The 26,961-nt window shown below is 38.5% G+C and carries 24 protein-coding genes and 1 riboswitch; of the genes, 4 read left to right on the top strand and 20 right to left on the bottom strand.

All coding sequences use genetic code 11. From position 1 onward, the window contains the following. Window positions 1-186 precede the first annotated feature (186 nt). The 7 genes from ACE198_RS14045 to ACE198_RS14015 form a co-directional block, all read right to left on the bottom strand. Entirely contained in the window at window positions 187-1,065 is an 879-nt protein-coding gene (locus tag ACE198_RS14045) for a 5'-methylthioadenosine/S-adenosylhomocysteine nucleosidase (protein ID WP_375375977.1), read from the bottom strand. Between the two features lie 186 nt (window positions 1,066-1,251). Further along, window positions 1,252-1,355, bottom strand: a riboswitch (purine riboswitch). A gap of 199 nt (window positions 1,356-1,554) precedes the next feature. Then, window positions 1,555-2,547, bottom strand: coding sequence for a LysM peptidoglycan-binding domain-containing protein (locus ACE198_RS14040; protein ID WP_375375976.1), 993 nt, complete (start codon window positions 2,545-2,547; stop codon window positions 1,555-1,557). Between the two features lie 87 nt (window positions 2,548-2,634). Next, on the bottom strand, window positions 2,635-4,164 hold the full coding sequence (locus ACE198_RS14035; RefSeq protein WP_375375975.1) for an alpha/beta hydrolase: 1,530 nt from the start codon (window positions 4,162-4,164) through the stop codon (window positions 2,635-2,637). Window positions 4,165-4,202: 38 nt separating this feature from the next. Then, on the bottom strand, window positions 4,203-4,862 hold the full coding sequence (locus tag ACE198_RS14030) for a 3-oxoacid CoA-transferase subunit B (protein ID WP_375375974.1): 660 nt from the start codon (window positions 4,860-4,862) through the stop codon (window positions 4,203-4,205). Window positions 4,863-4,877: 15 nt separating this feature from the next. Further along, a complete protein-coding gene (locus ACE198_RS14025) occupies window positions 4,878-5,579 on the bottom strand; it encodes a CoA transferase subunit A (protein WP_375375973.1) in 702 nt (233 codons plus the stop codon). Between the two features lie 450 nt (window positions 5,580-6,029). Continuing rightward, the gene (locus tag ACE198_RS14020) at window positions 6,030-6,230 is read right to left on the bottom strand and encodes a hypothetical protein (RefSeq protein ID WP_375375972.1); all 201 of its coding nucleotides are present in this window, start codon (window positions 6,228-6,230) and stop codon (window positions 6,030-6,032) included. Window positions 6,231-6,482: 252 nt separating this feature from the next. Continuing rightward, on the bottom strand, window positions 6,483-7,307 hold the full coding sequence (locus ACE198_RS14015; protein WP_375375971.1) for a GNAT family N-acetyltransferase: 825 nt from the start codon (window positions 7,305-7,307) through the stop codon (window positions 6,483-6,485). A gap of 213 nt (window positions 7,308-7,520) precedes the next feature. Here ACE198_RS14015 and ACE198_RS14010 point away from each other — a divergent pair, with 213 nt between their 5' ends. After that, window positions 7,521-7,943, top strand: a complete 423-nt coding sequence (locus tag ACE198_RS14010) for a ribosomal maturation YjgA family protein (protein ID WP_257148530.1) — start codon at window positions 7,521-7,523, stop codon at window positions 7,941-7,943. Between the two features lie 20 nt (window positions 7,944-7,963). Here the strand turns inward: ACE198_RS14010 and ACE198_RS14005 are convergent, their stop codons facing one another. From ACE198_RS14005 to ACE198_RS13985, 5 genes are all read right to left on the bottom strand, one after another. Beyond that, entirely contained in the window at window positions 7,964-8,431 is a 468-nt protein-coding gene (locus tag ACE198_RS14005; protein ID WP_375375970.1) for a Gmad2 immunoglobulin-like domain-containing protein, read from the bottom strand. Window positions 8,432-8,593: 162 nt separating this feature from the next. Continuing rightward, complete coding sequence (locus ACE198_RS14000) at window positions 8,594-8,812, bottom strand: DUF1540 domain-containing protein (RefSeq protein WP_098574695.1); 219 nt, start codon at window positions 8,810-8,812, stop codon at window positions 8,594-8,596. 168 nt (window positions 8,813-8,980) lie between these two features. Further along, entirely contained in the window at window positions 8,981-10,228 is a 1,248-nt protein-coding gene (locus tag ACE198_RS13995) for an L-lactate MFS transporter (RefSeq protein WP_375375969.1), read from the bottom strand. Between the two features lie 148 nt (window positions 10,229-10,376). Then, complete coding sequence (locus ACE198_RS13990) at window positions 10,377-11,156, bottom strand: LytR/AlgR family response regulator transcription factor (protein ID WP_375375968.1); 780 nt, start codon at window positions 11,154-11,156, stop codon at window positions 10,377-10,379. Further along, complete coding sequence (locus tag ACE198_RS13985) at window positions 11,153-12,814, bottom strand: LytS/YhcK type 5TM receptor domain-containing protein (RefSeq protein ID WP_375375967.1); 1,662 nt, start codon at window positions 12,812-12,814, stop codon at window positions 11,153-11,155. Before ACE198_RS13985 ends, ACE198_RS13990 begins: the two co-directional genes overlap by 4 nt. Before the next feature lie 245 nt (window positions 12,815-13,059). Here ACE198_RS13985 and ACE198_RS13980 point away from each other — a divergent pair, with 245 nt between their 5' ends. Continuing rightward, window positions 13,060-14,268 (top strand): hypothetical protein, encoded by a 1,209-nt coding sequence (locus tag ACE198_RS13980; RefSeq protein ID WP_375375966.1) that lies wholly within the window; start codon window positions 13,060-13,062, stop codon window positions 14,266-14,268. Window positions 14,269-14,377: 109 nt separating this feature from the next. On the opposite strand, the gene ACE198_RS13975 is transcribed toward ACE198_RS13980, so the two are convergent. From ACE198_RS13975 to ACE198_RS13945, 7 genes are all read right to left on the bottom strand, one after another. Then, the gene (locus ACE198_RS13975; protein WP_375375965.1) at window positions 14,378-15,496 is read right to left on the bottom strand and encodes a mechanosensitive ion channel family protein; all 1,119 of its coding nucleotides are present in this window, start codon (window positions 15,494-15,496) and stop codon (window positions 14,378-14,380) included. 158 nt (window positions 15,497-15,654) lie between these two features. Next, window positions 15,655-16,380 carry a YwaF family protein gene (locus tag ACE198_RS13970; protein WP_375375964.1) on the bottom strand — a complete coding sequence of 242 codons (726 nt, stop codon included), beginning with the start codon at window positions 16,378-16,380 and terminating at the stop codon, window positions 15,655-15,657. A 200-nt stretch (window positions 16,381-16,580) separates the two neighbouring features. Next, window positions 16,581-17,609 carry a hypothetical protein gene (locus ACE198_RS13965; protein WP_375375963.1) on the bottom strand — a complete coding sequence of 343 codons (1,029 nt, stop codon included), beginning with the start codon at window positions 17,607-17,609 and terminating at the stop codon, window positions 16,581-16,583. A 23-nt stretch (window positions 17,610-17,632) separates the two neighbouring features. Then, entirely contained in the window at window positions 17,633-19,324 is a 1,692-nt protein-coding gene (locus ACE198_RS13960; protein ID WP_375375962.1) for a sigma-54 interaction domain-containing protein, read from the bottom strand. 228 nt (window positions 19,325-19,552) lie between these two features. Next, a complete protein-coding gene (putP, locus tag ACE198_RS13955) occupies window positions 19,553-21,031 on the bottom strand; it encodes a sodium/proline symporter PutP (RefSeq protein ID WP_375375961.1) in 1,479 nt (492 codons plus the stop codon). 105 nt (window positions 21,032-21,136) lie between these two features. Next, complete coding sequence (gene pruA / locus ACE198_RS13950; protein ID WP_375375960.1) at window positions 21,137-22,705, bottom strand: L-glutamate gamma-semialdehyde dehydrogenase; 1,569 nt, start codon at window positions 22,703-22,705, stop codon at window positions 21,137-21,139. A 30-nt stretch (window positions 22,706-22,735) separates the two neighbouring features. Continuing rightward, the gene (locus tag ACE198_RS13945; RefSeq protein ID WP_375375959.1) at window positions 22,736-23,650 is read right to left on the bottom strand and encodes a proline dehydrogenase family protein; all 915 of its coding nucleotides are present in this window, start codon (window positions 23,648-23,650) and stop codon (window positions 22,736-22,738) included. Between the two features lie 361 nt (window positions 23,651-24,011). Here ACE198_RS13945 and ACE198_RS13940 point away from each other — a divergent pair, with 361 nt between their 5' ends. Next, window positions 24,012-24,455 (top strand): hypothetical protein, encoded by a 444-nt coding sequence (locus tag ACE198_RS13940; protein WP_375375958.1) that lies wholly within the window; start codon window positions 24,012-24,014, stop codon window positions 24,453-24,455. Window positions 24,456-24,490: 35 nt separating this feature from the next. Next, entirely contained in the window at window positions 24,491-25,360 is an 870-nt protein-coding gene (locus ACE198_RS13935; protein WP_375375957.1) for a nuclease-related domain-containing protein, read from the top strand. Between the two features lie 120 nt (window positions 25,361-25,480). Here the strand turns inward: ACE198_RS13935 and ACE198_RS13930 are convergent, their stop codons facing one another. Further along, window positions 25,481-26,539 carry a DUF3231 family protein gene (locus ACE198_RS13930; protein WP_375375956.1) on the bottom strand — a complete coding sequence of 353 codons (1,059 nt, stop codon included), beginning with the start codon at window positions 26,537-26,539 and terminating at the stop codon, window positions 25,481-25,483. Window positions 26,540-26,961: the final 422 nt, after the last annotated feature.

The following is a 26,961-nucleotide window of genomic DNA, read 5'->3' as shown; positions in this document are numbered from 1 at the left end:
ACTGTGCAGACACAAAAATAGAAATACATACAACTTCGTAGGTTAACATTTTGGAAAATTAATGAATGAAATCACCACTAGTCTTGAATATCTTTAATGATTGAGAATCATTAGCTTTTAAAAATCAAGTAAAAGAAAACGCACATTTTGGACCAGCCAAATGTGCGTTCTTTATTTAAAACCGTATTATTTTTTTTGCACTGTTGCAATATACTTTTTAACCACTTCGTAAACATAGTCTTGATTAGCCTCAGCTGTATTGGGGTTGTATGCTCCGCCATTTGTTTTATTATTAGAAAGAACGCGAATACCCAAGAATGCGACATCATACGCATCAGCAATTTGTGCTGCGGCCGCACCTTCCATTTCCTCAACAGATGTACCATAATTTGTATGGAACCATTTAATCCGATCGACTTCATTGTTCCAGACATCTGCTGAACCGATGGTCCCTTCAACCACTTTACCTTTGGTGTATTTATCTTTTACGGCATTAGCTGCTGCAAGAAGCTTCTCGTCGCCATAGTAGTAACGAACTTTTTCTGCATTCGGATCTGACCCGCTGCCTTCAGAAGCCATCAAGTCCATAGGCTTCCAAATCGATGGATCCATACCTTCATTTTCTGCCATATTACCTGTTTTTAAGGAACCAATATTTGTTGTTCTCTTTCCTAAAACAATATCAAATACGTTCAAACTTGGGTCATGCCCACCTGATGTCCCTTGATTAATAATCGCAATCGGGTTGTATTTTTCAATGGCTAATGCTGTTGCAGCCGCTGTATTTTCCATTCCTTTACCTGTTTTAGCAACGATGACAGGATAATTGTTCACCTTTCCTTTGTAAAAGACAAACGTTCCTGACTTTTCTACTTTCACTTTTTCTAATTTTTGTGCAAACTTTTCGGCTTCAATAGGCATCGGGCCTTGAATGAGGATAGGCCTTGCTGCCCCTTCTACTTTTTCTTCTACTAGTAAAGTAGAATTACGGAATGCAAAGAGCGATAAGAATAGTACAGCAATAACAGCTAATGGAACGAACCTCTTTAAGCTTTTGTTTTTCATAAAAACCTCTCCCATTTCTTTTGATGTTTGATCCACTCGGGTAGCCTTGTCCAAAGAAAAAGGTCTAGAAATGTAGATTGATATCTACCTTCTAGACCTACGAAAGTCAAAGTATTGATAATCTAGCAATAAGAATAAATCTTTGCTAAATTAATGAATGGCCAAGTCACAAAAAACGCCTAAGCGAAGCCGAATACTTTAACTCGTAGTCTAGTTCTTTCAATGGGAACCAGGTAGAGACACTCAGACCATATTTCCGAGTTTATACGAGTAAGGATATGTCAGTTATTACTTTTTTAATATAACAAACTTAATATGGATTGACAACAAAAAGGTGAATATTTTCAAATAAAAATATGTTAATGTTCGTGTTTTCTGGATTTTTAACAAAAAAATAGGCTAAACATATAAATACTCATCGAAAAATCACAAGTCGTGTTCACGAAGACAAAATCCTATATACCAATTTTGCCCTCATGAATACTCTCTCTAATGCCTTGAGGCTAATATTTCTTGCATTTTCCGTGAAACGAGCGGATAAAAGTTATGAATAGCACTGGCAGTGGAATTCCCGCCGAAAAATCCAGTTCCCGGGCACGTTTTTACATTATAATTTGGACCCCTGTCCAGCACTCGTTCCTTCGTTCGTAGATTCCACCAATGATGATAAGTAATACTGTCAATGGACGGCGTCAGACCGAATTTAATCGACAGGGCCGCTGAAATATACACAATCGTTTCCTTCTGTGCCTCTGTCATCACATCATGACCTTTATCAAAGTTGCCAACATTTTCAATTGCGATTCCTGTGGCATTCGCCCTTGGCCCTATGGTACCTTCGGGGGCTATGTTAAAGGGTCTAGAAACGGCTATTTTTCCATCCGGAAAGGTGGTAATATTTTGAGCGATATTACTCCAGCCCATTTTTCGCTTGTGGAAATTTTCCATTCCCATCAACATCTGAAAATGATTGGACCCATTAAATTGCTTGTAAGACGGCTGCCAGGTGTGATGCTGTTGGATGAGCGTCACTTTCCTATTAATCTGTGCATGAAATAACCAATCCCTAAATTCCTCCCGTGTCAACAAAATATGCTGCCCTTGCATCGTCATTTTTTTAGGAGGGATCTTTAATATTTGCCCAATAAACAGTCGTTCAGTAGAAAGTCGATTTTTGGCTTTAATAAGATGGACGGAAGAATGGAATGCCGACGCTATTCCTCTCAGTGTATCCCCAGCCACCACTTCGTAAGTGATTGGAACCCACAATTTTTGGCCAACCAATACTGAATTCGACTGCAATCCATTGGCCCCTTTTAAGTCATTGACGGAGGTTCCAAATTGAACAGCGATTCGCGGTAACGAATCGCCTTGCTTTACAACATATATATTTCTTGGCTTATACTCAGTGGCATGAGCAGGAAGACTAGTAAATAGGATGATAAACAACAAACTGTATACAATCACCAAATGTTTTCTCATGTTTGATATCCCTTCACGCTATTTTTGCATTCATAGTTTGCAGAATAGCGTGGAGATTATTCTTCGCTGATTAGAAAGTAGTTCTTTTTACTTCGGATTCACTTCTTTACCAGTCTTAATATCTAATACTTTTGTAGGATCTTGTGGGGATGGAATGACTTTACTTTTAGGTGCCTTTTTATGATGTTCCACCCAGTCCACGAGTAAGTCAAAAGCTTGGTGGGCATACGGAAGCAATGGCTGCAGCTCTTTATTCGGATCCGTTGGATTGTTCCAGACCAAGCTGTCGACATGGTTTCCTTTTTCAACGGTATAGAGTCTGTGTAATTTGCCCTTTCCGACTTTGTTTACTAGCTTGTCGTAAGCATCCGCATGGATGGACGGAAAAATTAACGAGTCCCAGGAACCAGTTATACTAATCAACGGCACATCAATATCGCCCGTATTTTCAATTGCTTTTACATTTTGTTTGACTGCGCTTGGGCGTAACATATAATTGTAATCCTTAAAAATGTTATCGTAAGTTCGATCACGAGTACCATCCAGCTTATAATTCAAATAGTTTCTCCAGTCAATTTGGTTAGGTGCGGTTGGGTCAAGTTCATCCCGATAAATATTTAAGGTGAGGAACCAGTAGACTTGATCATGATAACTCCACAGTTTTTCAGAGCCTCTAGGTAAACCAGCTTTATACATTTCTTCCATTGCCGTTTGCTTTTCTTTACCCGTACCGTAAAGGGCTTTCTCCGCATGATTAACGACTGGGGTTAACGAACTAATTAAATTCGGATCCTTCGCACGCCATAACACGCCTTCCCAATCCACTCCGCCATCATATAGTGCAGGTTCCCCGGTCTTATCTGGACCGTCGTGTTCCAGTGCATAACGGACGACATAACCGCCATTTGAAATTCCCATCGCATAGGTAGGCACTTTGTGTTTTTTTGTTATCAATTTGCTGGCTGGATTCTTCCGATCTTTCTCTTTAATCAGTTGATCCCGATAATTTTCAATTAAGTATTTTTGCGCTGCAATGGTCAATTGGCGAAAGCGCTGATTCCATTCAGAAACGCTGTCATCCTCTGCAGCTAAGGCGTTCTTTGCTTTGGCGAATGGATCGTTAGTGTCCATTTCCCCTTGTGTCCCTTTATCTGTTGCCGCAAACGCATAACCTTTTGCTAAAACATAATCACTAAACAGTAAATCAGTCGCCGTTTCATTTCGAGTTGCAGGGATTCCCCCTACAACTAATTTCCCATTCCAGTTGTCTGGTACACGAATGACAAATTTGGCATCGTCAAACATACCGTTGACTTGAACGCCGCTTACTGACGCAGGGTTGTACATGCGATGCCAACCTGTTCCCTCTTCCTTATTCCCCCAATTATAAGGAGCGAGCCCTATATTCCCAAAGACAGTGGCAGCAGCATATTGAGACGGATTTTTTGTTGTTAACCAGTTTCCGTTTGTCCCATCATATTTGCTCACCGTAACTTCTTGTGCCCCCGGTACCACAGGAGAATTCGATGCGGAAACATTTTTTTGCAAATATGTTTGAGGAACAAGCGGAAACATTAAAGCAGAGGCAGCAGCTATCGCTAAGAGTTTACGTTTCACCAAAAAATCCCCTCCGATTCTTAATTCTGATTTTTGATTTACACAGATACAGAGTTAACGAGCAATTCCGGACAAATTGTAAATGAAGCTTCTGTTTTTCCCTTAACTTCCTCCAGGCTAACTCCTTCTTGAGTTTCCACTAAGACCATTCCTTCAGGCGTAAAATCAAAGACAGCTAACTCAGTGATTAAGCGATGGAGAACCTCTTTCCCTGTTAAAGGCAGGGTGCATTCTTCCTTAATTTTAGACTCGCCATATTTATTGACATGTTCCATAATCACAACAATGCGCTTTGCCCCATTGACAAGGTCCATCGCTCCGCCCATACCCTTTACCATTTTCCCTGGGATCATCCAGTTGGCAAGATCACCGTTTTCTGAAACCTCCATACCGCCAAGAATGGCTAAATCAATATGGCCGCCGCGGATCATAGCAAAGGACTCGGCACTATCAAAATAAGAGGCGCCATTCACTGCTGTCACTGTTTCTTTCCCAGCGTTGATTAAATCAGGATCCACTTGTTCCTCATCCGGATAGGGCCCGATCCCCAAAAGACCATTTTCTGATTGAAGTAAAACGCTATAATCAGCAGGTATTTCATTTGCTAAAAGCGTAGGTATTCCAATACCCAAATTGACATTCATCCCATCTTTTATTTCCTGCACCGCCCGCTTGATAATCCTTTGACGTACATCCATTGAAAATTCTCCTCCTTATGCTTGAATAACCGTCCGTCTCTCAATTCTCTTTTCATAACCTTCCCCTGCTAAAAGTCGCTGAACATACACGCTTGGTGTATGAATGTGGTCGGGATTTAACTGACCAGCACCGACAATTTCTTCTACTTCTGCAATCGTGATTTTTCCAGCCATTGCTGCCAACGGGTTAAAATTTCTAGCTGTTTTGTGGTAAACTAAATTCCCTAGCGAATCCGCTTTCCATGCCTTTACTAAGGAAAAGTCGCCAACAATTGCTTTTTCAAGGATATAGGTTTTTCCGTCAAAATTTTTGTGTTCCTTTCCTTCGGCGATCGGAGTTCCCACCCCTGTCGCAGTATAAAATCCAGGAATACCGGCCCCGCCTGCACGGATTCGTTCTGCCAGGGTACCTTGTGGCACGAGTTCCACTTCTAATTCCCCGCTTAAAAATTGCCGTTCAAAAATCTTGTTCTCGCCCACATAGGAAGAAATCATTTTTTTAATTTGTTTATTCGCCAGTAATAATCCGAGACCCCAGTCATCGACACCACAATTATTACTGACAATTGTTAAGTCTTTAACTCCTTTATCTCTTAAAGCCAGAATCGCCTTTTCAGGGATCCCGCATAGACCGAACCCTCCGACAATAATCGTGGCTCCGTCATGGATATCCTCGATGGCTTGATCAAACGAATCCATTATTTTTCCATTCTTCATTCTCGTTTCTCCTTTTTTATAGAATCATGCCTGCTGAACATTCCAATAAGGCATTCCTTTATCGACATATATGATTGGAACAACCCATTCACAGAAAACGTTTACAATTTTCTAACCTCCTATTCTATAAAATCGATGATACTCATTTAAGAAGCAAGTTTTATGCCAAATCTATTTTATTATTCAGAATGAAGGAATAAGGGAAGAAGTCCTTAAGTACTTTCACATTCTTGGTTAAATAAAATAAATATTTTCCGCTTTTTCGGAATTAAATCTATGTCCCTTTTCCGAAAAACAGGAATTTTCCGTTCTTCCGGAAAAGGTGTACCTCTTACCCATTTTCGAAAATACCAAAAAAGGGGTTAGTCCCTCGAAGGAATGAGAGACTAACCCTTTTTTAGCGTAATTGTGATATCCTTACATGAAAAAACCTCCTCAAACGAGAAGGTCTTACTCTTTCTCCCTAATAAACCAACCCTCAGGTTTTTTTTCTATCGTAAACAGATCTTCATCGAATTTTTTGCGAAGTGCTTTATATTCCTCATTTTCAAATTTAATCTCTGAAACTCTGATTTGTTTGAGTGAAATTTCGGGCTTTTTGACCTCAAATATTAAATCTTTAAAAATAAAAAAGGTTTTTTGTCGTTTCATTCTCTCCAATTCCTCCCTTTATTATTTCTTACGTATAGAATTAGGCAAAAATGAATGAAACCCTTTAAAAATTCTATGTAAATTTATTGTTAAATAATCATCATTGTAGAGCTTTTGGGCGAATTTGGTGCTTCAATGGGCGAATTTCGGACTCCAATGAGCGAATTTGAAAATCAACAATCTAATAAGTCCATAAAAAAAGATGCAATACAAAGCATCTTTCTTTAAAATTCCACTATGTTTTACTTGAAATTACTTTTCATATAAATAGTAATCTTGAGAATGGTAGCTTCTAAATCCACATGATTCATAGAGCCTAAGCGCATTGGCATTTTTAGCCTCTACCTCGAGAAAAATAGGTAATCCTTTTTGATGCTCCCTAATGACTACATTCGATAAGGCTTTTCTTCCAATCCCCTTTCCCTGGAGTTCAGGAAAAATGGCAAAACCATAGATCCAGGCTTCACCATTCGATTCGGAAACGCGTATTTTTCCGGCAGTTTTTCCTTCCGCTTCAATAATGAAACGTTCGTCACCGCTGGTTTCCCTAATCGTTTGATTAAACGCTCGTGCCGCCTCTTCGTTGATTCCGAACCCTAAAAAATCGAGTTGGATTTCGGCTTCCCAATCCTCTGGAGAAATTGACGGACGCAAGGTAACAGTCGGGTCCTCAGACAATTGCGTTTCCTGCCATTTCATTTGATACTCAGCAATTGAAAAAGCACATGGAACTCTTTTCAAAAACTGCTTGGCTGATTGAGATTTTGTTGGAGCATTTAACAAAATCGTAGGATATCGTTTTTCCGACTCTAGCAGGCCCCTTTCCATCAACTCAGAAAAAATTCCTCTTCTTCGGTAATCGGGGTGCACCATTCCACATATTTCTACTTTATCTCCAAAACCATAGATGCCAAGAAAGCCGACAAGCTTCCCGTCTTCATAATGAAATAAGTCTTTTTTTTGTTTTCCAATCCGATTTTCAAGCATATCAAAATTTAGCTTCAGGTTGAATCCACCCTCTTCTTCACACCCCCCCTGAAGCTCTTTAATTTCCAATAGATCTTCACGTGTAAGCATTCATTTCACCCCTGTTCATCTTCACCTATTTCTATTCTTGATTGTGGGTTGTCATTCCTTCTTTTAATATATTCTTACTTAAAAAAAGCCACCGAGATGGCAGCTTAATTCTTATGAATGGCTCTCATTTATTAAACTCTTTTTTTCATTGCTACAATCCAAAAATACAAGTATATTCAACCTAAAAGGTATGAGAAGAAAAGAGTGATTCGTATGACTAGTGACCACCATCAAAAATCTAATAAATCATCTTACATGAGGTTGGGTTATGTGTTCGCTGTTATTCTCACCATCATACTTGGCCTGGCCTCAAGAAAATTCTCTCAACTGCTTCCGATCCTTGTTGCGGAGAATGCCGGGGATGCACTGTGGGCGATGATGGTTTATTTCGGATTTCGTTTCTTGCTGGTGCGAAAGAGCCTCCTAACAGCCATCATCCTTAGTTTATTATTCAGTTATGGCATCGAATTCAGTCAACTCTATCAAGCAGAATGGATTAATCATCTGCGCGGTACATTGATTGGAGCGTTAATACTTGGTCAAGGTTTCCTTACAGTGGATTTGATTCGGTATGCAATTGGGATTATGGTGGCTGCTGTAATAGATAAAATGACCCTTAGTGCAAAAAAACGTTAATCTTAGAAATTCCAATAGCCTTAATTATCTAAGGCTATTGGAATTTCTAACGTATTTATTTTTGAACCATCTTTTGCGGAATATACAAATAATTCTAATTTACCTGCAGTTGTAGATAGTGACTCCTTGGCAAATGTGATTTCAAATTCACCCCAAGCTGGTGCGCCCTCTGTCTGATAGTTCCCTTCTTTAATGACTTTTTCTCCATCATATAGAGCATATTGAAAGACCCCTTCAAAGACTTGGGCTTTCCCTGTTACAAGGATTGTATCAGCCTTTTCTGTAACGACGACATCTTTAAAGACTTCATTGTGATATACTTCTTCCTCCGGTTCCTCTGAAACAGGTCCATTGGGATTTGACGGATTTTCTCCATCTGGTTCTATTACCGGTGGTTTTTCACTTTCCACATCCTGTTGTGAAGTACAAGCAGCTAATCCCATTGAAACCAACAATACAGCGATCAAATAAGCCATCTTTTTCATCATGTTATCCCGCCTATTTTTTCTTTTCATTTATTATATTTTATTATTTTTTGAATAATCCTGTGTGCTGGAAAATAATTAAAAATAAACAAACCAATAAAAAATAGACGGAGCTGGTTCTTCCTTTTGGGAAGCCCAAGTCCGTCTTTTTTACAACAGAAGAAGTTAACTATTTTTGCTTTTTGGTTTGAAGGTTTTACAACAGGTTTCGGCTGAGGTACCTGCCGTATCCACATGATTCTTTTCACCTAATTCGGAAGAAAATTCTGTATCATAGCGGGCGTGGTTATCAATTTCAACCATAATTTTATCTGCTGTACATACATTACCTTCTCCATAAAACGAACAGTTGGCGATTGAACAAGATACTTCAACTTTAGGCATTGTCAAACCTCCTAGTTAATGAACTGTTGCTTTTTTATATTTTGTAAAAACAATTTTTTCATTCACTGGATTATTTTTTACTCTAATGAAATGGAGACATTTTTCCAAGAAAACACGAAAGGCAACGACCCCTTTGGGTTCGCTGCCGCCTTTTAATAACGTTCACTATTAACTTGCTCGTGTCTCTGGTGAAAGATTGTGAACCTTCCCATGATTGGTTTTTTTCTTCGTTTTTGGATTCCCAACATTCGGTGCCTTAATGGTCATGGCGATGAGTAAGGATACAACGCTCAGTACCGCTATAAGCTTAAATGTAGGAATAAAACCACCTAAGGCAGAAGCAATAAATGATCCAGAAATGGCTCCGATTCCGAAACCTTGATAAATGATGCCGTAATTTTTGCTTTGATTTTTTAAGCCAAAGAAATCAGCGACAATGGCCGGGAAGATCGTAATATTCCCGCCAAAACAGAAGGCAATCCCGGCAACACAGGCAAAGAACAAGGCATAATTAAGTTGGACAAAGCTTAATACGGTCACAGCTGCTGCAGTTACAAGAAGAGCAAATGAGACCACTCGTAAACGACCGACTTTATCCGATAAAGCCCCGAGAATGATACGACCGCTTGTATTAAAGATAGCAACTAATGCCACAGCATTACTAGCCGCTTCCACATCAAGTCCAGCCATTCTCACGCCAATATCCTTCACGATTCCAATTAAGAATAATCCACTCATACACGCAGTGAAGAAAATGACAAATAATAGATAAGCTTGCTTGGTTTTAAGCATTTCTTTCACAGTGAAATCTTTTTGAACGCTGTCACTAAGGGTTTGCACTGCTTGACCCATTTTTGCTTCTCGTACTAGGAATGAGCCACCCACAACTAATATCATGACGATTAATCCCCAGTAAAAAAAGGCTTGAGACACACCAACGGATTGAATCAGTGAACCGTTTATAAATTTGAATAACAAACTTCCCGTACCGTACGCACCAACAGAAATTCCTGAAATAAGTCCTTTTCTCTCTGGAAACCACTTAATTAAATTTGATAATGACGTAATATAAGCTGTACCGTCTGCTGCCCCAACGACAACACCAACTAAAATATAAAGCATCCATAAAGATGATACTTGGGAACTAAGAATTAATCCTGCTCCTAGTACAAAGCCTGCAACACCAATTAAACGGCGAAGCCCCCATTTATCCTGCAGCTTTCCAGCAAACAACGTAGAGAATGCCAAGGCGAAGCTGGTAATAGAAAACGTAATAGCAACTGAATTTAACTTCCAATGAAAGAGTTCTACTAACGGCTGGTTAAAAAGACTCCACGTATAAATGGTACCTAAACCCATCTGTACAATAATCGTTCCTAACACGATCAGCCATCGACGATCTGTTCTTGATTTCATTGCGATCTCCTCTTTTCTTCCATGTAAAAATGATAATGTTACAATTAATAATCTTTAATTGATTTTGTTTACATCATCATCATAGCATCGAAAAAGAGAAAGAAATCGGTTTCAGAATGAGATGCCTATTATTCGGAATGAATGGCGGTTATAGATGCATAATTTGTCGAAACGCTTTCACCTTACTTCTACTGACCGGAATTTCCTCAGAAAGATCTTTTAAACGAAGCATATAGGTTTGATTAAACCAAGGAACGATTTCGCGAATTTTGGTCAAGTTAACCGTATAAGAACGATGACATCGAAAGAATAGGTTCTCTGGTAAAAGTGCGTCAAATTCCGTGATGCTCATCGGCATGATGTACTCCTCCTCTTTCGTATACACCAATGTCACTTTTTCACTAGCAATCGCGTAATAGATATCATTGGCGTCTGTTACGATAATTTTATCGTTCTTTTTCAAATTGATTCGATTAGACGCCTGTGAAGGGTTTTCCCTTTGCTTTCCCAGCGGATACGGATGAGATACGAGTGTTCCCTCCGGGAGCAATGTTTCAGCGTGATCTCGTTTAAAAGCAGATTCCAATCTGCTTAACATCGCGGCAATCCGCTTCTCATCATAGGGCTTTAAAATATAATCAAAAGCTTCAAGTTCAAAAGCTTGGGCAGCATGCTCTTTATAAGCTGTTGTAAAGACAATATATGGCCTTTTTGAAAATTTACTGATAGTACTCGCTAACAACATCCCATTAAGGGAAGGAATATTAATATCTAGAAAAATGACATCTGTTTCATTCTCCTGCAAAAATTTTAATACATCTAAGCCATCGTCAAAGGAATGGGTCACTTCAATTTCACTATAGGCTTCAACTAAATACTCCAGTTCTTCACGTGCAGGGATTTCATCCTCGACAATAATCGCTCTCATAAGTTCTCCTTTACTATATCAAAAAAGACTTCTGTTCCAGGTGACAGTCGGTGAATGACCAGTCCATGTCCATAAATGAGTTTCACTCGCTGGTGAACATTATACAAGCCAATTTTGTTGGCCGGTACATTATCATGGAGCAAATGATGGATGACATCCTCGCTAATTCCGGCCCCGGTATCTTTCACACTAATTCTTACTTTGTTTTCCAAATTCTTGACCGAAATAGTTACCTTTCCGGGTCCTTTTATCTTTAAGACTCCATGGATAATGGCATTTTCGACTAGAGGCTGAATGAGGAGACTTGGTATGTACACATTCACATCATCTACCTCATATTCCACTGTTAATCGGCTCCCAAAACGCGCCTTTTCTATTTCCACGTAATCTCGGACTTGCGCCAATTCTTTATGGATATCAATCAATTCATCACTAACTTCTAAATTGTAACGCATATAGCCAGAAAGATTAATAATCAGCTCACGCGCCTTGTCCGGATTTTTGCGTGTAGTGGAAGCAATGGCATTGAGGGCATTAAACAAAAAATGCGGATTAATTTTTGTTTGCAGTGCCTTTAATTCTGCCTTGTTCGCAGCTTCCCTAATTTGTTCAATCCGGGAAACCTCCATTAGTGTGGAGATGATTTGCGATAATCCGATCGCCATCGTCTGCAGTGAATAGGTCATTTTATAAGCTTTCCGGTAATAGATTTTAAGGGTGCCTGTGACCTCACCATGCTCCTCAAAAGGAACAATGAGTAGCGAGTGAATTTGCGGTGTATGGTGATCCTGAACTTGATTCCGAATGATAAATTTCCCACTGTGAATGGCCTCTTTGGTCAAATCACTAATGATCTCCTGCCCAATAACATAACGTTCTTCTCCAAAGCCCACATAGGTGAGAACGTTATGGGTATCTGTTATTGCTACTGCGTCGGCCTTGATATCATCTTTAATAATACGACAAATCTCTGTCAGGGAATCCGAATTAATCGACCGAAAGTAGGGAAGTGTCTTGTTCGCGATATCCAATGCTAACTTCGCCTGTCTCGCCGCAATCATTTCCTTTTCACCTTCAACGCTCATCACAAGCAAAACAATTAAACCAATGTTGACCTCTCCAATAATCATCGGGAAGGCGATTTTTGAAACAATGTCCAAACCTAGTTCGTACGGATTTGCCATCACTAGGATTAACACCATTGTTAAAATTTCCGACAACATTCCGGCTCCTATTCCATAAATCCAGCGTAAAGACCGTTTCACTCTTCGATTAATATATCCCGAAACAATCCCTGCAAAAATGCTCGTAATCAGACACGGGATAGAAGTGATCCCACCAATATCAATGACATATCGATGGACTCCTGACACAATACCGGTAATAATTCCTACCCATGGTCCAAATAATATTCCACCCGAAACCACCGCAATAATCCTGACATTCACCAGTGAACCTTCCACATTGATCCCTGAATACGTACCAAATATGGCAAATAAGCAAAACACAAGTGTAATGACAACACGCTCAGTGGCAGAATGCTGGTCTTTTTGAAGCGATTCCTTAAATCGTGGGATTCGTATCATAAAGAATAGGCAAATCAAGAGTAAAGCTGCCCGTTCAAATAAATCAATAAGCATTTCTAATGATGTGTTCATTTAACGTTCCCTTCTTCTGTATGTTTTCTAAAAACCTCATCCATAACTTCAATATTATACTACTAGCTGGTTTCGAAAAGGAAAAAATGGAATGTAATGAAATCACCCCGTTCTATCCATTCTTAACAGCTTGCCTATTTTTCTCTTTAATAATATAAACAGGCTTTTTTATTAGGACAACGTCTTCCCGTGATACATATACATGCAGTATAAATTTAATTGTGGAATGTAAGGGGAGAATTTTTATGGATAGAGACATCATGAAAAATTTCATTGGCAAAGTAATCAAGATTGATAGAGGAGGACCTGAATCCAAAATTGGGATGTTAATGGATACCGGCGACGATCATATCACCATTCTCACCGAAGATGATGGGATTGTTTACTACAATACGAACCATATTAAAAGTTTTACAGATAACATAAAAGAGAGTATGTCTTTCGATATAGATCTACCTGAAAATTTAACATTTATAAAAGGGGCTAATCTCCAAGAACTGCTTGGCTCAATGAAATACAAATGGATTAAAATTAATCGTGGCGGCCCTGAGACCATAGAGGGAGTACTCGCAAATGCAGATAATGATTCGATTTTTTTAATCAATGGTCAGGAACTCGTTCGTCTTTCCATGTACCATATTAAAAGTATTAGCTATGGTTTAAAAATTCAAAAGACAAATAGTGAAAACACTTATACACAACAATCACAACAAAGAGAAGGAAAATCAAGTAATAGCAGTCAAAATAAAAAAAATAACACTCAAAAAAACAAAAATAAAAATAAAAATAAAAATAAAAATAAGAAAAACCGCAATAAGAGATCTTCGCAAAAAACAACGGATAATGATGCGGACATGAATATAACATATCCATTATCCATAACGGGAATTTCGTTTGAAACAGATATTGAAGAGGCTGAAAGGAATCAATCATTGCCTAAATTCACAAATGAAAATTCGCAAGGAACGCCTGTTGGAGAGGATGACGGTAGTCTTTCCATTCCATTGGACACAATGGAAACTTCAGAAGGAGAACCTATTGATGAGGATGACGATAGTCTTTCCATTCCATTATCCACAATGGAAACTTCAGAAGGAGCACCTATTGATGAGGATGACGATAGTCTTTCCATTCCATTGGCCACAATAGAAACTTCTAAAGTAATATCTATTGTAGAGGATGAAAGTAATCTAGCCATTCCACTCTCGGCACTGGAAGCTTCGCAAGTAATACCTGTATTTGAGGATGAAAGTGATTTATCCATTCCACTATCCACATGGGAAACTTCGCAAGAAACACCTGTTGAAGAGGATGAAAGTGATCTAGAAACTCCTCTATACACAATGGAAACTACAAAAGTAACAACTGGTGAAGATATTCTAATTGATCTAGCAGCTCTAATTACCGTAATGAAAAAGTTTATAAGAAAATATTCAAACATTAACCAAAATTAAACCTTTATTCCTTATGTTTTGAAATTTTTGGAATTTATCACTATTACACATAACAAAAAAGAAAGACCATCATTTGGTCTTTCTTCTCTATGTTACTATCCATCGATTTTCAATCAAATGAACCCATTGTTTGGAATAATTCTTCATTTGATTTTGGAGTTACATAAATGGTTCGACTTGGAAACGCTATGTCTACTCCCTCTTCCTCTAATATCGCCATAATGGCTAAATTAATTTCATGTTTAATTTTAACGTGCTCTGCCCAGACAGTAGAATTCGTAAAGAAATAGATAAGAATATCGAGACTACTCTCATTATAATGATCAAATGCAACCATGATCGTATCAGGATGGATTTCTTCATGTGTGGTTAATAAATGTTCAATCCGTTTAACCACTCGTTGAATTTGTTCTTTGGTCGTTTGATAGTTAAGTCCTAAGTGAAAAGAAATTTTCCTCTTCCCCATTCGACTCCAGTTGGTAATGGCTTCATTGGCAAGTGTTGCATTGGGAACGGTAACTAGCGCCTGACTAAACGTACGAATTTTCGTGCTTCTGAAATTAATATCTTCGACAATCCCTTCGACACTAGGTGTTAAGATCCAATCTCCAATCGAAAAAGGTTTTTCAGTGACAATGACGATTCCACCAATTAGATTTCCTACCGCTTCTTTAGCAGCTAAAGCAAAGGCTAGACCCCCTAGCCCTAGACCAGCAACCAATCCGTTGACGTCATAATCAAACTCTTGGCCAATAATACTAATGCTGATGGCAATGATGATGACGCGGATCGTCCTTGAAATGAACGGTAATAGAATTAAATCAATCTTATTGTTGATCTTTTGATTAACACTTATTAAAATCCCCTCAGTTGGAGATGACAAGTTAAACAAGCCCCAAGTAATTAATACGATAACCATAGAACGGAGGAATTTTAAAAATAACGTATTATGCTGTTCGATAAACGGGAAATAATCCATCGCTAAATACAAACCTACAATGATAAAGAACCATCCCAAAGGACGTTCAAATCCTAAACAAATTTTAGTAAAAACATCAGTTGGTGTTTTCCGAGATAATTTTAAAATCAACTGAAATACATACTTTGTAAATAGGTTTCTAAAAAGGATAAATAATACCAAAATACCAATAGAAATTCCTAAATTCTTTAACATGTCATAGTCTAATCCCGCCATTGAAAAAGCCATGACAAATGAACCAAAAGACATTCTAAAATACCTTCTCTCTTTTTACGATATATTTTTTGCAGAATTACATTTTCATATAATAACTGCTTCCACAAAATTTTTAAATACAACTATAGTCTTAGATTGGAAGAAAATAAAAAAGATGAAGAACGGTGCCTCCATCTTTTATTGCCTTTTGATTAATTTTGTTTTACCGAAGCGCTTTTTTTATTTTCAATCCTTTGTAAAATACCAATTGGAAGATACGTAATGAAAAATACAATCAGGGCGGCAATCTCTAGATTTATATAATACATAATTCCACTGCCGAAAAAAGTGAGGATCGTTTTGGCTTCTGTTGGACTAGCTAAGTAGAAAAAGTTAGTGCCAAGCAGCACATTTAAGAAAAAGATGGGGACAGCGATCAGGTTCACGGTTAAGAAACTAGAAATCATCGCTTTCATCGGTACCCTATAATCTTCAAAAAGAATAAAGTAAAAGGCGGCTAACGGAATAACGGAATGATGAAGGAAGTATTCAATATAGCGAAAATGTGGGAAATTGTAGGTCATTTCAGGTGTAACCATTGCTAAAATGGGGGTTAATGTACCAAAAAAATACAACAAATAAAACACTTTTTTGTTCCTTTTGAAGAATAAAAACATCGCCAAAAATGAACTAATAGAACACAGTTGTAATGGAAGATCACTCACAGCCCATTGATGGGTAAGTATTAACCATAATTGCAAAGAAATCTCACAGGTTGGCAAAAGTATAAACAAGGTCCATTTGATGCTCTGTTGGTATCGCTTCTGTTGATTTCTGAAATACACCAATGCACCACATGCAGCGAAGAATAATACTAACGTAACAATGTGGACTGTTGAAAACATCTTGAATCCCTGCATTCCTGTAGCAGAAAACATGATGCCATCACACCTCTCCCTGTACATTGAAATGCTGCTATTCTAAATTGTATTCATTTACCGAAAAATCTGACACGATATTCTTTAGTTCGAACCGATTAGATCAAGTAACTCGATACAGAAAAAAGTTGGTACCTTTAGAACCAGGCACCAACCCTTTTTCTCTTATTTTTTCTTACAATTTCTGTAGTGATCCTGCCTCATACCTTTTCGCAAGCTCCTAATAATTTCTCGGTCTGTTCAAGTACTAAGAACAGCTCATCCCAAGAATTTTGTGTAGTCAAGTTCTGGGCATGTGCTAAGTTGTTTCGTAAACCTTCTAATTGTTTAAAGTATGTTTTCCCTTTGCTCTTTGATTCAATCCCTAAAAGTTCCCGTAACGGATTCTCATTCAGGACGATGTCTCGTTTATCACAAATTTGTAGGCAATCACATAATTGAATCGCTTCGTTCCGTGACTTTCTAAGTGAAAATAATTCTTCAGCTAATTGAATTCGATGGCCACTTAAATGTTTTTTCCAGGTATTATCAGGGAAAAAATCATTAATAATTCGATATAAGTGCATCTCCAACAAGGTAATCAGCCCAAATAATAACATTCGAATCGGAGGTTTTTGGAGATCTGCCAGCGTTACTACTTTTGTTACCCTATTCCCTTCCAGGATAAATACTCGCTCTTTCTCTTTTAAAAAAAATAAAGTATCGATTAATGGTGTGGATTCCGAGACAAGCTCGGTCGGACTAAAACTCCGGTAATACTCTTCACAGGTTCCTACATTTAATTCATTTCTAATAACATAACCGATAACCACTCCATGATCTTCCACACCCATCACATCATAGTCTTTCATATCCATCATGTTTTTTATCATTTGAGCATCATCCGTAAGATGACACGTGTCCATGGTTTCAGAAATACTGTTCACTGTTATGTTTTGCTCATACAACGACCGAAGATTTTTATAAGAACTTACTTTATCACGTTGCTTTGTTGGCATAAATGTCAAATAAATCTCCTCCCTAAGCTCTTCTTGATGACCTTTCACTTTGGATTTGGCTGTGTTAAACTTGTCTGTTGATTTCCGTTCCAGGCACTTCGCTTTCCGCGGGCGTGCCGGGGAGCTTCCTCGTCGCTTTGCTCCTGTGGGGTCTCCCCTGCCCCGTACTCCCGCAGGAGTCTTCGTGCCTTCTACTCCAATCAACAGAGTGCAAAATTCAACATTAACCATTAACACAGCCTTGTATTTTCCATTTAATTTAATCCATATTCTTTTATTTTGTTATACAAAGTCCCTCGTGAAATACCTAAAAGGTTAGCCGCCGCGCTTTTATTTCCATAGGTTTTTCTTAATGCTTCCTCAATCTCGATCACTTCAGAATTTATTCGAACATCTTCCAGATGAACAATTTCTTCTTTTGGAATGGTAGTTTGTTTCACCGTTAACTTACTCTTCATATTATCGGGCAAATGTTCATCGGTAATGACAGATTTGTCAGTAAGGAGAACCAAACGTTCGATTGTGTTCCTAAGCTCACGGATATTACCTGGCCAGTCATAGTTCACCAACAGGTTCATGGTTTCAGAAGACATCTCCGGCACTGGCTTTTTATACTTAGAGCTAAATTCCAGAATATAGTTCTGGATATGGGCAACGATATCCTTTTTTCTAGTTCTTAAGGGCGGGATATCAATGGTAATAACGGATAAATGAAAATAAAGCTGCTCGTTGAAATGTCCTTCTTTCACGAGTACTTCAATCGACTCTGACGTGGATGTGATAATTCGGGTTGGTGAGGTAATTTTCTCTACCCCTCCGACCCGGTAAAAACGATGATCGACCATATAATTTAGTAGTTTTCCTTGAATCTGAAGCGGCATCTTGTCAATATTTTCTATAAATAATGTACCGCCTAGAGCTTGCTCGATCCGGCCGATTTGTAAGGTTTGCTGTTCCGCTGTAAAGGTTTCCTTTTGAAAACCGAAAAGTTCCATTTCCAACAAAGCAGGAGGAATGACAGAACAGTTTAGGGTAATAAAAGGCCCTTCGGCTTTTGTACCTCCATAATGAATCGCTTGTGCTAACATTTCCTTTCCAGATCCAGGTTCCCCTGTTAAGTGAATCGGAATATCCGCATGGGCAACCTTTTGCGCAATCTTCAACGCTTCCTGAAATTTAGGACTCTCACTTACCATGGTTGAAAAAGGACTGTTTTTTTGAACAAGCACGGATGAATTGGAATCCAATTCTTCGTTTAGTCGGATAATATTCGTGATATTCTGTTCAGTCGCGACTCCGCCAATAATCTTATTTTCGATGATGATGGGTGAAGCGTTAATGAGCACATGTGTATCCTTATCAGGTCGATGATATTGCCCTCTTACCGGCCGTCCCTCATTTAAAATTCGGTGCAGGACAATCGATTCATCACGAAAGTGCTCCCCTATTTTTTTCCCAAGGATGTACTCTTTTTTAATCTTATAGGTTTCCTCCGCTGTTGTATTCCAATAGACCACGCGTCCCACCTGATCGACCGCTGTAACTGATTCATTAATCGTTTCTGCTAAGGTCTGAAAATAAGCAGAAATCTGGCGGTTTTCATCTTCTAGCATTTCCATCCGCTTTTCAGATGAAAGAACCCCAACAATCCCCTTTTCATCTTTAACAAGAACCGGTCTCCGCCAATCAACCGTCCCGTCACCATGGATATCCGAAATAACAGATGACGGGAGCCAGTGAAGCTGTTCAAGCCAATTATTTATGGGTATCGAGTCGTCACCTAAATTCATCAAGCTTTTTTCATAATTAGCAATGATCAAGTATGTTCCACCTGACACAATAACAAAATGGTACTCGTTCAGTTTCTTTTTAATTTCTAGTAATGGTATATGTTGATTAACAATTGTAAAGGAATCATCCAGTATCAATTGAACACTTTTGAACATACTAAAATCCTTTCATGCTTTATTATCACATTAACATTATCATAAATTGAACGCCTATTCTAGCAAACCAGACCTTTTAAGTGCCATAGATTAGGACTCTCCCGATAGGATGAACATGAATGAAAAAAGCTGAACCCGTAACTGAATTCGGGTATCAGCTTTTTTTTCGCCAACATACACTTTAATCCTATGATCAAATTTTGGCTTTTTGATCAATGTGTTAAAAGGTTATGCCGAGTGTTTATATTGGTCAAATTCTCTTTGTAATTGCTCACTCGGTTCGGGAGTCATCAAGCTGACAATCCAGATGGCTGCCAAACCGACAATAAATCCTGGGATAATTTCGTATAAATTATTTTTTAATACGGGAACACTGGCCCATATGATGACCGTTACGGCACCGCCCACCATTCCGGCAAGAGCGCCCCATCTGTTCATCCGTTTCCAGTATAGGCTCATCAGAATAACTGGCCCAAACGAAGCTCCAAAGCCAGCCCAAGCGTAACCGACCAGCGATAAAATGGTTCCATTTTTATCAAAGGCTATGATTACAGCAATGACCGAAACAACTAGCACAGAGAGTCTGCTGATCATCATGAGTTCTTTATCTGTTGCTGAGCGGCGGAAGAACGTCTTATACACATCCTCGGTCAGCGAACTTGCGGTCACAAGAAGCTGGGATGAGATCGTACTCATTACAGCTGCTAATAATGCAGCCAGTAAAAACCCAGTAATTAATGGATGAAATAAAATGCGGCTTAGTTCAATAAAGACGGTCTCAGGATCTGCTAATGTGAGTCCCTGTTTAGTATAAAAGGCCAAACCAATAAAACCGGTAAACATCGCACCACCAACCGAAAAAATCATCCAACCCATACCAATTTGTCTAGCTTTTTTAATTTCTTTCACGGACGAAATCGCCATAAAGCGGACAATAATATGCGGCTGGCCAAAGTAACCCAACCCCCACGCCATCAAGGAAACAATGCCTAACACGGTAGTCCCTTTAAAAATATCAAATAACTTCGGATCGATTCCCTTTATTTCCTGAAATGCGGGACCAATGCCGCCGACTTCCATAATAGTTACAATTGGGACCAAAATAAGTGCAGTAACCATAATTAAACCTTGTACAAAATCGGTCCAGCTTACAGCCAAAAAGCCGCCAAATAAAGTATATGCAATTACGACAGCAGCGATAATCCATAGCCCTGCTTGGTAGTGCAGATTAAAGGTTGATTCAAACAGAACCCCGCCCGAAACCATTCCCGATGATACATAGAAAGTAAAAAAGACAATAATGATAAGTCCAGAGGTCAAACGCAGCAGATTTGATCCATCTGCAAAACGATTCTCCAGGAACGCAGGAATGGTCATCGAATTGTTGGCGTTCTCTGTATAGGTTCTTAACTGCGGTGCAACATAAAGCCAGTTTATATAGGCCCCTATGGTTAAACCAATGGCGATCCATGAGGCACTCAACCCTTGAGAAAACATGGCTCCAGGGAGACCCATAAGCAGCCAGCCGCTCATATCAGATGCCCCTGCACTTAGTGCAGTGACAGCAGGGCCCAGCCCTCTTCCGCCTAACATATAATCTTCAAGATTAGACGTACGTTTGTACGCAAAATATCCAATAATCAGCATACCTGTCATATAAATACCAATAGAAATTAGAATCTGTATATTCAAAAACCCATCCCCCATTCTGTTTTCGAACCCTATGAAGCGCTTACAATAAAATTTTAAACACGATTGTTTTTGGGAGAGTTCCCCCCTCTTGATAAGGAGGGTTCCCCGTTTCTACTATTATTAAAGTTTTCTAGATTTCAGTTTAGCTTGAGTAAATAATAACAGGTAATCGTATCCACCAGCTTTTGAATCAGTCCCTGACATGTTGAATCCGCCAAATGGATGGGCACCAACTAATGCACCCGTACACTTTTTATTAATGTAAAGATTTCCACAATGCATATTTTCAAGGGCATACTGAATTCGTCCCTCATTCTGCGAATGATAAGCACCTGTTAATCCATAATCGGTATCATTATAGATCTCAATCGCTTCCTGCCAGTCGGCTGCTTTCGCAAGGGCAAGGACAGGACCAAAGATTTCCTCCTGCATGATCCGGGCTTTTGGCTGAACATCCGCAATAACGGTTGGTTCAATGTAGAAGCCGTTCCCCTCTGCTCTAGAGCCGCCTGTAAGCAATCGGCCTTCTGTTTTACCAATTTCGATATAGCCCATGATTTTATCCACTGATTTTTGGTCGATTACTGGTCCAACCGCATAGTTCTCTTCAGGAAGTCCAATGGTTAGATTTTTCGTTAATTCGGTTACTTTCTCAACGATTTCATCATAAACCGATTCCACAATAATTGCTCGAGAACCAGCGGAACATTTTTGTCCTTGGAAGCCAAAAGCGGAAGCGACAATCGCCGCTGCGGCTGCATCTAAGTCGGCTGTTTCATCAACAACTACTCCGTCTTTACCGCCCATCTCAGCAATGACACGCTTTAACCACAATTGCCCTGGCTGAACCTTTGACGCTCTTTCATAAATACGGCAGCCTACCGCTCGTGAACCGGTAAAGGAGATAAACCGCGTGCTTGGATGCTCAACCAAATACTCCCCTACATCAATTCCATCACCTGGCAAATAGTTGAGCACGCCTGAAGGAAGACCCACCTCTTCCATTAATTCCACAAATTTGGCTGCAATCACAGGAGTAGCATCCGCTGGTTTCAAAATAACCGTATTTCCTGAGACAATGGCTGCAACAGTGGTTCCCGCCATAATCGCCAATGGGAAGTTAAACGGAGAAATAACAATCCCAACACCAAGTGGAATATACGAAATTTGATTGTCTTCTCCTTCGATGTTCACAAGCGGTTGTTGAATGCTTGTCTCGCTTAGGCGGATCATTTCTCTTGCATAGAATTCCATAAAATCGATGGCTTCGGCTGTATCAGCATCTGCTTCAGCCCAGTTCTTCCCTGATTCAAGGACAAGGTACGAAGAAAACTCATGCTTGCGTTGTCTCATTAAAGCCGCGGCTTTGAATAGACATTCCGCACGCTCTGCGGGAGCTACCTTTTTCCAAGTTTCAAAGGTTTTCAACGCTTCCTGCATCGCTTTTTCAGCTAATTCTTTATTCCCTTTGCTTACCGACCCAATGACTTCATCCACATTTCCCGGATTAGTAGAAATGGTTTGTTCCTCAGTAACTAGCTTTTCATTGCCGATTACCAGCGGGTACTTCCTGCCTAGTTCTGTTTTCACTTTCGCAAGGGCAGCATACATTAATTGCTTATTTTCCTCTAGAGAAAAATTCGTAAAAGGCTCATTTTTAAATGGTGCATGTTGTGTTACAGTTGTCATAATTTTTCGACTCCTTTTTATGTAAAATTGCTATTTTAATAGATTTTTGAGAACAAACCATACATTGGCGGGTCTTTCTGCCAACCTTCTCATAAAATAACCAAACCAGTCTACACCGTAAGGGACATAAACTCGGACATTAAACCCTTCTTTTACAAGCTTAGCTTGAATATCCTCGCAAATTCCATAAAGCATTTGGAACTCAAATTGGTCTTTAGCTATTCGGTATTCACTTACTAACGTTTTTGTATATTCAATCATTGCTGCATCATGGGTGGCTACCGCTGTATAGTTCCCATTTAATAGATGCTGCATAATAATCTTTTTAAAATTCTCATCGACATCTTTTTTCTCTGGAAAAGCAACCGTTGGAGACTCTTTATATGCCCCTTTAACGAGACGCAAGTTTGCGTTCAGTTGATTTAAGTCGGCAATATCCTGTTCTGTTCTAAAAAGGTAGGCTTGAATAACAAGTCCGACATTGTCATATTCCTTCCGAAGCTCTTTATAAATATCCAAGGAAATTTGACAATGATCAAAATCTTCCATATCGATTCTGACAAAATTTTGATGTAGCTTTGCCCTATTAAGAATTTTACGCATATTCTTCATACATAACTCTCTGCTAATATCAAGGCCAAGCGATGTCATTTTAAGTGAAAGATTGGACTTGACCCCTGCTTCTGCTATCGCATCGAGGGTTTGAATGCACATGGCCGTTGATTCCTGCGCCTCTTCTTCTGTATAAACAAATTCCCCAAGATGGTCTAAAGTAACCATTTTCCCATCACGATTTAACCTTTTCACGGAATCGATGGCAGTTTGGATCGTTTCCCCTGCCACAAATCGTCCAGCACCAAAGCGCAAACCGTATTTTTTTGCTAGTTTGTTAGCTGAGGTATTCTTCCCAAGTGATTGAAACATATTTCTCATTAATAATTCCATTGCTTCAAACCTCCTTCATAGAATGAACAAAAATGTTTATTGTGAAATTTCTTAATCAAATCTTATAACACATTATACATAAGTGTCCATATATTTTTATAATTTAAACACTTTTGTTAAATTATTAACCTAAATATACTTCTTGTTCAATGTTTTTTGAACAATATTGTAAGAAAATCAGACATAGTCTTTTCTGTTCTCTAATGAGAATAATTAAGACTCGCTGAGAGAGGGAATTCCTGCTACAATTTTAGTGATGGATTTCTTTGGTAAATGCGATAGGAACAAAGTCTAAAGGAACATTGATGGATTTACTTTCCACTTGCATTTCTTAAAAATAAAAAGTAAAGAGTTGGAAAGGATGTGTTCTGATACGATGCTTTATATACGAGATATTGAGAAAATCATTGAACATACATTGCTAGAACATAAATTAACGATTGAGTATGAAATTAGCAATACCCTGCCCGCCCCGATGAGTTTTAACGTTTCTACTAATATGATTAAATTTAACTATTTAAAAATTAATGGATATATAGCAAATATTAACTTTAAAATTAAAGAAACAGACGAAGATTGTGTTAAAATTATCCTATATCATCAGCTCGGTTATTATTTGGATTTTAAGAAAAACAAACATGATTTAAGGATCATTAAGTATGGCGAGGATGATGAAAAAGCGCAACTTCTAACATTAATAGAAACGAATGCTTGGGAATATGGCAGGACCTTGGTTCCTGAGAGACTATTAAATTCCTATGATAAAGTCCGTCAATTAGACAAAATGCTGATAAAAAGCTACTAATAAAATATATGATCTGATAAATAAGGAGAAAATCAATGATTTGGTTAATTATTTCCACGTTACTAGCTGCCTCTGTCGCATGGTTAACTTATATCGTAAAAAAGGAAAAGGCTAAACAAAAAGAAATGAGAAACGACCATTTCCAAGAGCTAGAGGCTCTCAAAGAAATTCAAAAGGCTTCGATGGAAACGGCAGCAACGAAGTACGATGAGAAGATTATGAGTTTAAGCGAATCTTACCAACGTGAAATTGAAAAACTTGTGATCGAAAATGAAGAAATCCGGAAAAATTATAATAACCAAGGAGAAATCGTCACCCATCAGATACTAGAAAATTTCAAATCCGATTTAATTCGAAAAAAAATCCTTCCACCAGATGAAATGATTATCATGACGAACATTTATATACCCGATGGAAACGGTAATACTCGGCAGATTGATCACCTTGTCCTATTATCAACTGGTATCTATGTTATAGAAACCAAATACTGGAAAGGTCACATTGTTCTGGGATTAACAAGAAATAACAGCCAGAGATTTTCTTTTTTATCAGATATAATAGATAGTGAGAAAGAGGAAACACTGATTTTCGGAAAATCGGTGTCAGGAGAATTAACGGTAAAAACATGTGAAAATCCAATCAGCCAGGTTCAACAGACGGCCTTCATCTTATCCAATTATTTAGAAAGTCAAGATATAACCTCATGGATTAACACTCTTGTATTCTTTAATTACGATGTAAAAGAGCTTCACGATTGGTCGGATAACAGCATAGTACATCGGGTGGCCAACAAAGAGCAGTTACATCAGTTTTTTATCAATGAGCTTACGTCCAAAAATAGAATTTATGGTGCTTTTCAGCTTAATACGATCAAGCATCTGATCGAAAACGCGAATTACCATTGAGATGCCCGTAAAAAAGGAGAACACCTTCGCTTCTAAACGAAAAGTGTTCTCCTTTCCAATCAAATATCGATGAAATAGCGTTTTAGTATTTTCAGGCTTCCTGCTCATTATCAATGTATTTCATTCCTCCAAAGCCCGTTCAAATGCTTTTGGGGGTGATTCCAACCACTCTTTTTGAATCAAGATATTCATACCATCATCAACAAATGCCCCAATGTTGATAAGTGTTCTAATATACAACATATCGATATCTCTTCTTGCCGTTACAGCCAATGAGTTTCCAAATGCCCTTACCTTCATAGCGAACATATCCACTTTATGAAACAACATTATTTTATCTGAAAAAGGTGGATAGGTAGATGTTGTAACTAAATGAAGTAGGTAGTCTGGTGAATGGATACTTTCAACATGAAGTTTTTCCTTATACTGTTTTACAGCTTTATCCGTCATTTCTAGACCTCTTTTAAACAACGCCCTTATCTTGTCATCTTGAACGGTTTGATGAAAGCCCAATAATAAGGCCATACTTGTAGCATTATTCTCGATATTATCCCAAAGATGAATGATTTCTAGAGCTTGTAATGGCCGGACATCTCCAAAAAAACCATTTAAGAAACTTTGTTTATCAATTTTTTCAATTCCATCTGGTGTCGGGATGGTGGGAGGTTTGGCAATAAATTTATTTTCCATTAAAACATTATTAATTTGCCCTAATAGGACAGTCGTGCATTCATTACAATAAATAAAGAACTCTCGTACGTCCTCCCTCATGATTAATGGAACGGCCACGGCGTAAAGGCTCATCCCTGCCTTAGCAGCATATTTTAAATAGTGAACATAAAATTCATCTTGGTATAAACGAGGGGCACCTAGATTGACATCATCTTTTGTAAATCCAATCGGGATAGGGAAATTCTCCATTTTAAAAAACGTTTCGATCCTCTGCATGAAATCTTTGGATAATGCTAAGCCATTTTCTAATAGCACCCGAATATCTTCTTCTTCACAATGATGCAGAAAATAACTTAAAATTTGAATGGACATACTATTTCCCATATATGTAGCCCAAAGTTTTCCTAATTCAAATGCCGTAAAAGGCTGGGTCTCATCTGAAATTTTTGGATTTATATTTAATGCTTTTATTACATTCATTGGATTTAATTCCTTATCCGTGGTCATCACTAATCCCCTTTTCCCGCATTTTGCTTATCTTTTCCATAGGGATAGAATTTAATTCCAACAAATCATTGCGCTCTGTACATAAAAATATTTGATCCGCGATATAATCTGAATTAAAGTGGAGGCCCTTTTTGATTCACCGCATGATAATGCCATGTTTTATGCCTAAGAAAGCCGCGATTCACGAAAGTGGACTCAAAAAAACAGTCATGCAAAAAGGCCAATAGGAGAATTCAAATACAATCACCTGAGAAATTTTATAGACATACAATATCTATAAATCAACAGAAAGTAGTGATTGAATGCCTGTTGTTATAACCGGAATGGATAGTACCATCTATCAAGGCTTTCCTCCTCCCCTTTTTGGGGAATGGGGTCTGCCTATTATGGGGAGCCCTCCTCATAATTACTATCTAATTGGA

Origin of the sequence: Neobacillus sp. KR4-4, assembly GCF_042136325.1 — a bacterium.
Taxonomy (GTDB): Bacteria; Bacillota; Bacilli; order Bacillales; family Cytobacillaceae; genus Neobacillus.
Note: the sequence above shows the minus strand (reverse complement) of the source record. Positions and strands in the feature narration are given on the sequence as shown.

What these genes read in the sequence shown, in the direction of transcription:
- ACE198_RS13940 (WP_375375958.1), top strand. Translation starts at nt 24,012, where the DNA reads ATGTGTTCTGATACGATGCTTTATATACGAGATATTGAGAAAATCATT.
- pruA (WP_375375960.1), bottom strand. Translation starts at nt 22,705, where the DNA reads ATGACAACTGTAACACAACATGCACCATTTAAAAATGAGCCTTTTACG.
- ACE198_RS14020 (WP_375375972.1), bottom strand. Translation starts at nt 6,230, where the DNA reads ATGAAACGACAAAAAACCTTTTTTATTTTTAAAGATTTAATATTTGAG.
- ACE198_RS14030 (WP_375375974.1), bottom strand. Translation starts at nt 4,862, where the DNA reads ATGGATGTACGTCAAAGGATTATCAAGCGGGCGGTGCAGGAAATAAAA.
- ACE198_RS14015 (WP_375375971.1), bottom strand. Translation starts at nt 7,307, where the DNA reads ATGCTTACACGTGAAGATCTATTGGAAATTAAAGAGCTTCAGGGGGGG.
- ACE198_RS14005 (WP_375375970.1), bottom strand. Translation starts at nt 8,431, where the DNA reads ATGATGAAAAAGATGGCTTATTTGATCGCTGTATTGTTGGTTTCAATG.
- ACE198_RS13935 (WP_375375957.1), top strand. Translation starts at nt 24,491, where the DNA reads ATGATTTGGTTAATTATTTCCACGTTACTAGCTGCCTCTGTCGCATGG.
- ACE198_RS13980 (WP_375375966.1), top strand. Translation starts at nt 13,060, where the DNA reads ATGGATAGAGACATCATGAAAAATTTCATTGGCAAAGTAATCAAGATT.
- ACE198_RS13960 (WP_375375962.1), bottom strand. Translation starts at nt 19,324, where the DNA reads ATGTTCAAAAGTGTTCAATTGATACTGGATGATTCCTTTACAATTGTT.
- ACE198_RS14045 (WP_375375977.1), bottom strand. Translation starts at nt 1,065, where the DNA reads ATGAAAAACAAAAGCTTAAAGAGGTTCGTTCCATTAGCTGTTATTGCT.
- ACE198_RS13970 (WP_375375964.1), bottom strand. Translation starts at nt 16,380, where the DNA reads ATGTTTTCTGCTACAGGAATGCAGGGATTCAAGATGTTTTCAACAGTC.
- ACE198_RS13990 (WP_375375968.1), bottom strand. Translation starts at nt 11,156, where the DNA reads ATGAGAGCGATTATTGTCGAGGATGAAATCCCTGCACGTGAAGAACTG.
- ACE198_RS13930 (WP_375375956.1), bottom strand. Translation starts at nt 26,539, where the DNA reads ATGACCACGGATAAGGAATTAAATCCAATGAATGTAATAAAAGCATTA.
- ACE198_RS14000 (WP_098574695.1), bottom strand. Translation starts at nt 8,812, where the DNA reads ATGCCTAAAGTTGAAGTATCTTGTTCAATCGCCAACTGTTCGTTTTAT.
- ACE198_RS13945 (WP_375375959.1), bottom strand. Translation starts at nt 23,650, where the DNA reads ATGGAATTATTAATGAGAAATATGTTTCAATCACTTGGGAAGAATACC.
- ACE198_RS13985 (WP_375375967.1), bottom strand. Translation starts at nt 12,814, where the DNA reads ATGAACACATCATTAGAAATGCTTATTGATTTATTTGAACGGGCAGCT.
- ACE198_RS14010 (WP_257148530.1), top strand. Translation starts at nt 7,521, where the DNA reads ATGACTAGTGACCACCATCAAAAATCTAATAAATCATCTTACATGAGG.
- ACE198_RS14040 (WP_375375976.1), bottom strand. Translation starts at nt 2,547, where the DNA reads ATGAGAAAACATTTGGTGATTGTATACAGTTTGTTGTTTATCATCCTA.
- ACE198_RS13975 (WP_375375965.1), bottom strand. Translation starts at nt 15,496, where the DNA reads ATGTCTTTTGGTTCATTTGTCATGGCTTTTTCAATGGCGGGATTAGAC.
- ACE198_RS13995 (WP_375375969.1), bottom strand. Translation starts at nt 10,228, where the DNA reads ATGAAATCAAGAACAGATCGTCGATGGCTGATCGTGTTAGGAACGATT.
- ACE198_RS13965 (WP_375375963.1), bottom strand. Translation starts at nt 17,609, where the DNA reads ATGGTTAATGTTGAATTTTGCACTCTGTTGATTGGAGTAGAAGGCACG.
- ACE198_RS14025 (WP_375375973.1), bottom strand. Translation starts at nt 5,579, where the DNA reads ATGAAGAATGGAAAAATAATGGATTCGTTTGATCAAGCCATCGAGGAT.
- putP (WP_375375961.1), bottom strand. Translation starts at nt 21,031, where the DNA reads ATGGGGGATGGGTTTTTGAATATACAGATTCTAATTTCTATTGGTATT.